The organism is Dietzia sp. CW19, from assembly GCF_014145265.1.
In the GTDB taxonomy this organism is placed as follows: Bacteria; Actinomycetota; Actinomycetes; order Mycobacteriales; family Mycobacteriaceae; genus Dietzia; species Dietzia natronolimnaea.
Genome location: NZ_JAALEE010000088.1, coordinates 1 through 5,734, shown reverse-complemented (window position 1 = coordinate 5,734; position 5,734 = coordinate 1). Strand labels below are relative to the sequence as shown.

The window sequence follows — 5,734 nt, the reverse complement described above, 5'->3', positions numbered from 1 at the left end:
CGGCCCGTGATCGGACACCCCGATCACGGGCCGCAGGTGCATTGACGGGTCCCGCCGTCAGCAGGGGTGGTGCGCCTCCTGGACCTGGTACACGGGGGTGGGCACGCCCTCCATCCTCGCCTTGAGCTGCAGGGCCAGGTACTTGGAGTAGTGGCGGGACTGGTGCAGGTTGCCTCCGTGGATCCAGAGCTGCTCGACGTTCGTCGGCTTCCACATGTTGCGGAGTTCCCCCTCCCAGGGCCCGGGGTCCCGGGTGGTGTCGGAACCGTATCCCCAGACCTTGCCCACCCGGTCGGCGACGTCCTGCGACACGAGATCGGTCAACCACTGGTTCATCGAGCCGTACCCGGTGGCGTAGACGATGAGGTCGGCGGGCAGGATCGTCCCGTCGTCCAGCTCCACCCCGTCGGCCCGGATCCGCGTCACCTGCCCGCGTGCCAGCGCGACCTCGCCGTCGATCACCAGTTGGCTGGCACCGACGTCGATGTAGTACCCCGAACCGCGCCGGAGGTACTTGAGAAAGAGGCCGGACCCGTCCTCCCCGAAGTCCAGCTCGAATCCGGCCTCGCGGAGTCGGCCGTAGAACTCCGAGTCCTTCTCCGCCATCTGCTCGTAGACGGGGATCTGCACCCCGGGGAGCAGGCGGTAGGGCCAGGAGGCGAAGAGCATGTCGGCCTTCTCGGTCGTCACCCCCGCCTCCAGTGCGTCCTCGGAGTACAGGGGTCCGAGCGCCAGCGACATGAGCGACTCGCTCCGCGCGATGTGGGTGGAGGAGCGCTGGACCATGGTGACGTCCGCTCCGTGGTCCCAGAGCGCGGCGCAGATGTCATGGGCCGAGTTGTTCGAGCCGATCACCACGGCCCGCTTGCCCTCCACGTCCCCCTCCCCGGTGAACTCCGAGGAGTGCCACTGCTCGCCGGTGAACGAGTCCGCGCCCTCGACGTGCGGGATGTTCGGGTAGCCCGAGACCCCGAGCGCGAACACCAGCTGGGTGGGGCGGAGCTCCACCTTCTCGCCTCGCCGGTCCACCTCGACCCGCCACGTCCCGGACTCCTCGTCGAAGTCGGCGGTCAGACACTGCGTACCGGACCAGTAGTCGAGCTCCATGATCGCGGTGTAGTGCTCGAGCCAGTCCCCGACCTTGTCCTTGGACGGGAACACCGGCCAGTCGTCGGGGAAGGGGATGTACGGCAGATGGTCGTACCAGACCGGATCGTGGAGGTGGAGTGACTTGTAGCGCTTGCGCCACGAGTCGCCGGCCCGCTCGTTCTTCTCGATCACGATGGTCGGCACGCCCAGCCGCTTGAGTCGGGCCGCGAGCCCGATCCCGCCCTGGCCTCCGCCGATGATCACCGTGTACGGCTGCTCGGTGTATCCGAGGGCCTTCTGGCGCTCCTGCTTCTTCTCGAGCCACGTCGTGCGCCCCTTGCGGATGACGTGTTCGACGCCCTGGTCCCGGGTCCGGCGCCTCTTCTCCTCGTGCCCCTTGAGTTCCTGCATCGTGGTCAGGAGGGTCCAGGCCCTGCCGTCGCGCAAGCGGAGGTGGGCCCATCCGCGGCCGACCGCCGTCTCGAAGGTCACCCACGCCTCGGTCAGGTCACCCGACGCGCTCGCGGGGTCGTCGAGCCTCCAGTCGGAGGGGGAGACCGCGGACAGCTGGGAATCGAGCATCCCGCGGATCTGCTCCCGCCCTTCGAGGGTCTTGAGGTTCCACGTGAAGGCGACGAAGTCGCGCCAGTAGCCCTCGGGGTCGAACAACTGCGCCGCGCGCTCCGCGTCCCCCGCCCGGAGGGCCTCGTCGAACTCCCCGAGCCACCTCTCGACCGTGGCGTCGGCGCCTGAACCGGCGCCGCCCGCCCCACCCCGGTCGGCCGGTGCATCTGTCGTCTGGGTCATGTCCGCTCCTTCGTCTCGTGTAGCTTCGGCAATGACGTAGATCACACTTTCTTCCCCAGGGGGTGGCAATGTCGTTGCACCCGGCCCTGCGGTTCTCCGACCCCCGGGCCTTCGCCGAGCGCTCCATCAGGGCCCACGGGATCGCGCTCTCCGGTGGCGCGACCTCAGACCTCGACTCGCGGGTCCTACAGGCGTGGAGGCGCAGCGGAGCGGCCGGGATCTCGCCGGACCAGGAAATGCCGGCCCGCGTGCTCACCCGCGAACAGGTCGCCGACGCGCGGCAGCGCACACCCCTGCGCCACATCGCGGCGGACGTGGTGGCCTCGGTGTCCGACACCTCCGCCGCGGGCCGGCACCTGGTGGTCCTCACCGATTCACGGGGGTGCCTGCTCTGGCGGTCGGGAAGTCCCCACGTACTCCGCCGCGCCGACTCGATCGCGTTCGCCGAGGGCGCGGACTGGTCCGAACGGGGGATCGGCACGAACGGCATCTCCCTCGCGTTGGAGACCGGGACGTTGACCCACGCCACCGCCGGCGAACACTACGTCCGGGCCCATCACGGCTGGACCTGCACGGCCAGTCCCGTCCGGGACGCCCGCGGCAGGATCCTCGGGGTCCTCGACGTCTCCCATCCGGTCCGTTTCTCGAGCTCCGAGACGGCCGCGCTGGTCCGTTGCGGTACCCGGTTGGCCGAGACGCTGCTCGCGAACGGAGTGGGTGGGCCGTCCCCGGACGACCCCCGCCCGCCGGACGCGGGCTCGCGCCCCGGACCCGGCCCCGACGAGAGCACGGATCGGGGCGACAACCCGGTGACGGAGATCCGTCTGCTCGGGTGGAGGCCGTCGGTGATCCGGGCCGACGGGTCGACGGTCGACCTCACCCCGCGAAGGGCGGAACTGCTCGCGCTCCTGGCGTCCCGGGAGGCGTGGACCGCGCGCTCCCTGTCCGAGGCGCTCTACGGGGACAGGGACGCCACGGCGACCGTCAGGGGCGAGGTCCGCAGGCTCCGTCAGCTCACCGGCCTGTCGATCGACTCCCAGCCGTACGCCCTGGCCTCCCACGCGCGAGGCTGCGTGGACTTCCTCTCGGTGGAGCATCCCGACGATCTCCTGCCCCTCTCGGAGATCCCGGCCATCATCGACCTGCGGTACGGGATCTGACGCCACGGGTTCTGACACCGCGGTTCGGCGCGGCCGGAACCTCGTCCGACCGAGGTGGCACAATCAGCAGTCATGACGCCGGAGAACACGGGACGCACGCTCCACCAGCCGCGCACGCTCGACCAGTCGTCCAAGCTCAAGGACGTCCTCTACGAGATCCGCGGCCCGGTGCTGGCGCGGGCGAACCAGCTCGAGGCGGAGGGTCACCGGATCCTCAAGCTGAACATCGGCAACCCCGCCCCCTTCGGGTTCGAGGCGCCGGACGTGATCATGCGCGACATGATCGCTGCACTGCCCCACGCGCAGGGCTACTCGGAGTCCAAGGGCATCCTGTCGGCCCGTCGAGCGATCTTCACGCGGTACGAGCTGGTCCCCGACTTCCCGCAGCTGGACGTGGAGGACATCTACCTCGGCAACGGCGTGTCCGAGCTGATCACCATGACGATGCAGGCGCTGCTGGACGACGGCGACGAGGTCCTCATCCCCGCCCCGGACTACCCGCTGTGGACCGCCATGACCTCACTCGCCGGGGGCAGGCCCGTCCACTACCTCGCCGACGAGCAGGACGACTGGAACCCGTCGCTCGAGGACATCGCCTCGAAGATCACGCCCAAGACCAAGGCCATCGTCGTGATCAACCCCAACAACCCCACCGGGGCGGTCTACTCCCGGGAGGTCCTGCAGGGGATCGTGGACCTGGCCCGCGAGCACAGTCTGCTCATCCTGGCGGACGAGATCTACGACCGGATCGTCTACGACGAGGCGCAGCACACCTCCATCGCCTCGCTCGCGCACGATCTTCTGGTCCTGACCTTCAACGGCCTGTCCAAGACGTACCGCGTGGCGGGCTACCGGGCGGGCTGGATGGCGATCACCGGCCCCAAGGCGCACGCGGCCGGGTTCCTCGAGGGTCTGGAGCTGTTGGCCTCGACGAGGTTGTGCCCCAACGTGCCCGCGCAGCACGCCATCCAGGTGGCACTCGGCGGGTACCAGTCGATCAACGAGCTGATCGAGCCCGGGGGCAGGCTCCACGAGCAGCGCGGCATCGCGTGGGAGAAGCTCAACTCGATCCCCGGGGTGAGCTGCGTCAAGCCGATGGGCGCCCTCTACGTGTTCCCCAGGCTCGACCCGGAGGTCCACGAGATCCACGACGACCGCCTGTTCGCGCTGGACCTGCTCGAACGCGAACGCATCCTGGTCACCCAGGGCACGGGGTTCAACTGGCCCGACCCGGATCACTTCCGGGTGGTCACGCTGCCCGCCGGCCGCGACCTGGCCGTGGCGATCGAGCGGATCGGCAACTTCCTGGCCTCGTACCGCCAGTAGTCCGGGCGCTCAGTGCCGCGCGCCCACGGTCGCCCGGTCCAGTTCCTCCGGGGTCACGTCGCGGGAGAGCCACACCGCTGCCGCGGTGGTGAGCGGGACGCACAGGGCGAGGGCGATCGCGCCGACGAGCGACCGCATCAGCTCCACGGCCACGACGTCGGAGGTGAGGATCGACAGCGGCGAGCGGGTCCCCAGCGAGAACAGCAGCAGCAGCGGCAGCGCCGACCCGGTGTACGCCAACACCAGGGTGTAGACCATCGAGGCGACGTGGTCGCGTCCGACCCCCATCGCCGACCGGAACACCTGGACGGGTCCGGCGTGCGGGTCGAGGTGGCGCATCTCGAACACGGTCGCGGACTGGCTCACGGTGACGTCGTTGAGCACGCCCAGGGCGCCGATGATGAAGCCGGCGAGCAGCAGTCCCGTCAGCGAGACGTGCTGCACGAACACCTGGACCTGGGTCGTGGAGTCGCCGCTGAGCCCGGTGATCCTGGTGGTCTCGATGACCACCCAGCTCAGCAACGCCGCCGCCAGCATCGCCGACAGGGTGCCGAGCAGCGCGGCGTGCGTCTTGAGGTTGATCCCGTGGACCACGTAGATCACCAGGTAGAGCACGGCGGAGCCGCCGACCACGGCCACCAGGATGGCCGGGTTGCCGTCGAGGATGGAGGGGAGGACGAACCCCACGACGACGACGAGGGCCACCGCGATCCCGATCAGGGCCCGCAGTCCCTTCCACCGCCCGACGGCGACCATCACCACGGCGCCCACGAGGAGCCACAACGCCATGGGCACGGTGCGGGTGAAGTCCTCGAAGGCATAGGTGTCGGTGGCCCCCTGGGGGGAGCGGCCCAGCTGGATCTGGTCGCCCTCACCGAGGTCCGGGGATCCGGGCCCGGGTGGTATCTCCAGCAGGACCTGTCGGCCGGCGTCCGGGCCGGTGTCGAGTCGCACGATCGAGCGCGGACACTCCGGGCCGGGGAACCGGGGCTCGAGCGGTGGACCGGGCAGCACCCGACCGTTGTCCGGGGAGCCGCAGGGTGCCACCTCGGTGGACACGACCTCGCCCCGCTCGGTCACCACCGAGGACCCGGACGACTGGGCGAAGTACGGGTCCAGCTCGGGGTCCTGGAAGGTCGGCCAGAGCAGCGCCACCCCGATCATCGTCGCGACCGCGCCCAGGATCAGTCCGACCACCGTGATCCGGCCGGCGCCGCCGGACGGAACGAGGCGGGACCCGTGTCGGGGGCGCTCGACCCGGTGCCGGTGCCGGGGAGGGGTCGCTGGCCGGTCGCTCACGCGGGTAACCCTAACCCGCGCCGGGCCCGGTCGGAGTCGGAGGACGGTCGGAG

4 protein-coding genes are annotated in these 5,734 nt (G+C 70.1%); 2 read left to right on the top strand and 2 right to left on the bottom strand.

The window, feature by feature from the left end; all coding sequences use genetic code 11:
• Positions 1–57: 57 nt before the first annotated feature.
• Entirely contained in the window at positions 58–1,896 is a 1,839-nt protein-coding gene (locus G6021_RS03240) for an NAD(P)/FAD-dependent oxidoreductase (RefSeq protein WP_182610062.1), read from the bottom strand.
• Between the two features lie 68 nt (positions 1,897–1,964).
• Here G6021_RS03240 and G6021_RS03235 point away from each other — a divergent pair, with 68 nt between their 5' ends.
• Positions 1,965–3,056: a helix-turn-helix domain-containing protein gene (locus G6021_RS03235; RefSeq protein WP_182610063.1), complete on the top strand. Its 1,092-nt coding sequence runs from the start codon at positions 1,965–1,967 to the stop codon at positions 3,054–3,056.
• A 72-nt stretch (positions 3,057–3,128) separates the two neighbouring features.
• Positions 3,129–4,382 carry a pyridoxal phosphate-dependent aminotransferase gene (locus G6021_RS03230; protein WP_179523539.1) on the top strand — a complete coding sequence of 418 codons (1,254 nt, stop codon included), beginning with the start codon at positions 3,129–3,131 and terminating at the stop codon, positions 4,380–4,382.
• A 9-nt stretch (positions 4,383–4,391) separates the two neighbouring features.
• On the opposite strand, the gene G6021_RS17850 is transcribed toward G6021_RS03230, so the two are convergent.
• Positions 4,392–5,681: a YibE/F family protein gene (locus G6021_RS17850; protein WP_179523540.1), complete on the bottom strand. Its 1,290-nt coding sequence runs from the start codon at positions 5,679–5,681 to the stop codon at positions 4,392–4,394.
• Positions 5,682–5,734 lie beyond the last annotated feature (53 nt).

Coding starts and splice junctions, on each gene's coding strand:
- G6021_RS03240 (WP_182610062.1), bottom strand. CDS start 1,896: ATGACCCAGACGACAGATGCACCGGCCGACCGGGGTGGGGCGGGCGGC.
- G6021_RS03235 (WP_182610063.1), top strand. CDS start 1,965: ATGTCGTTGCACCCGGCCCTGCGGTTCTCCGACCCCCGGGCCTTCGCC.
- G6021_RS03230 (WP_179523539.1), top strand. CDS start 3,129: ATGACGCCGGAGAACACGGGACGCACGCTCCACCAGCCGCGCACGCTC.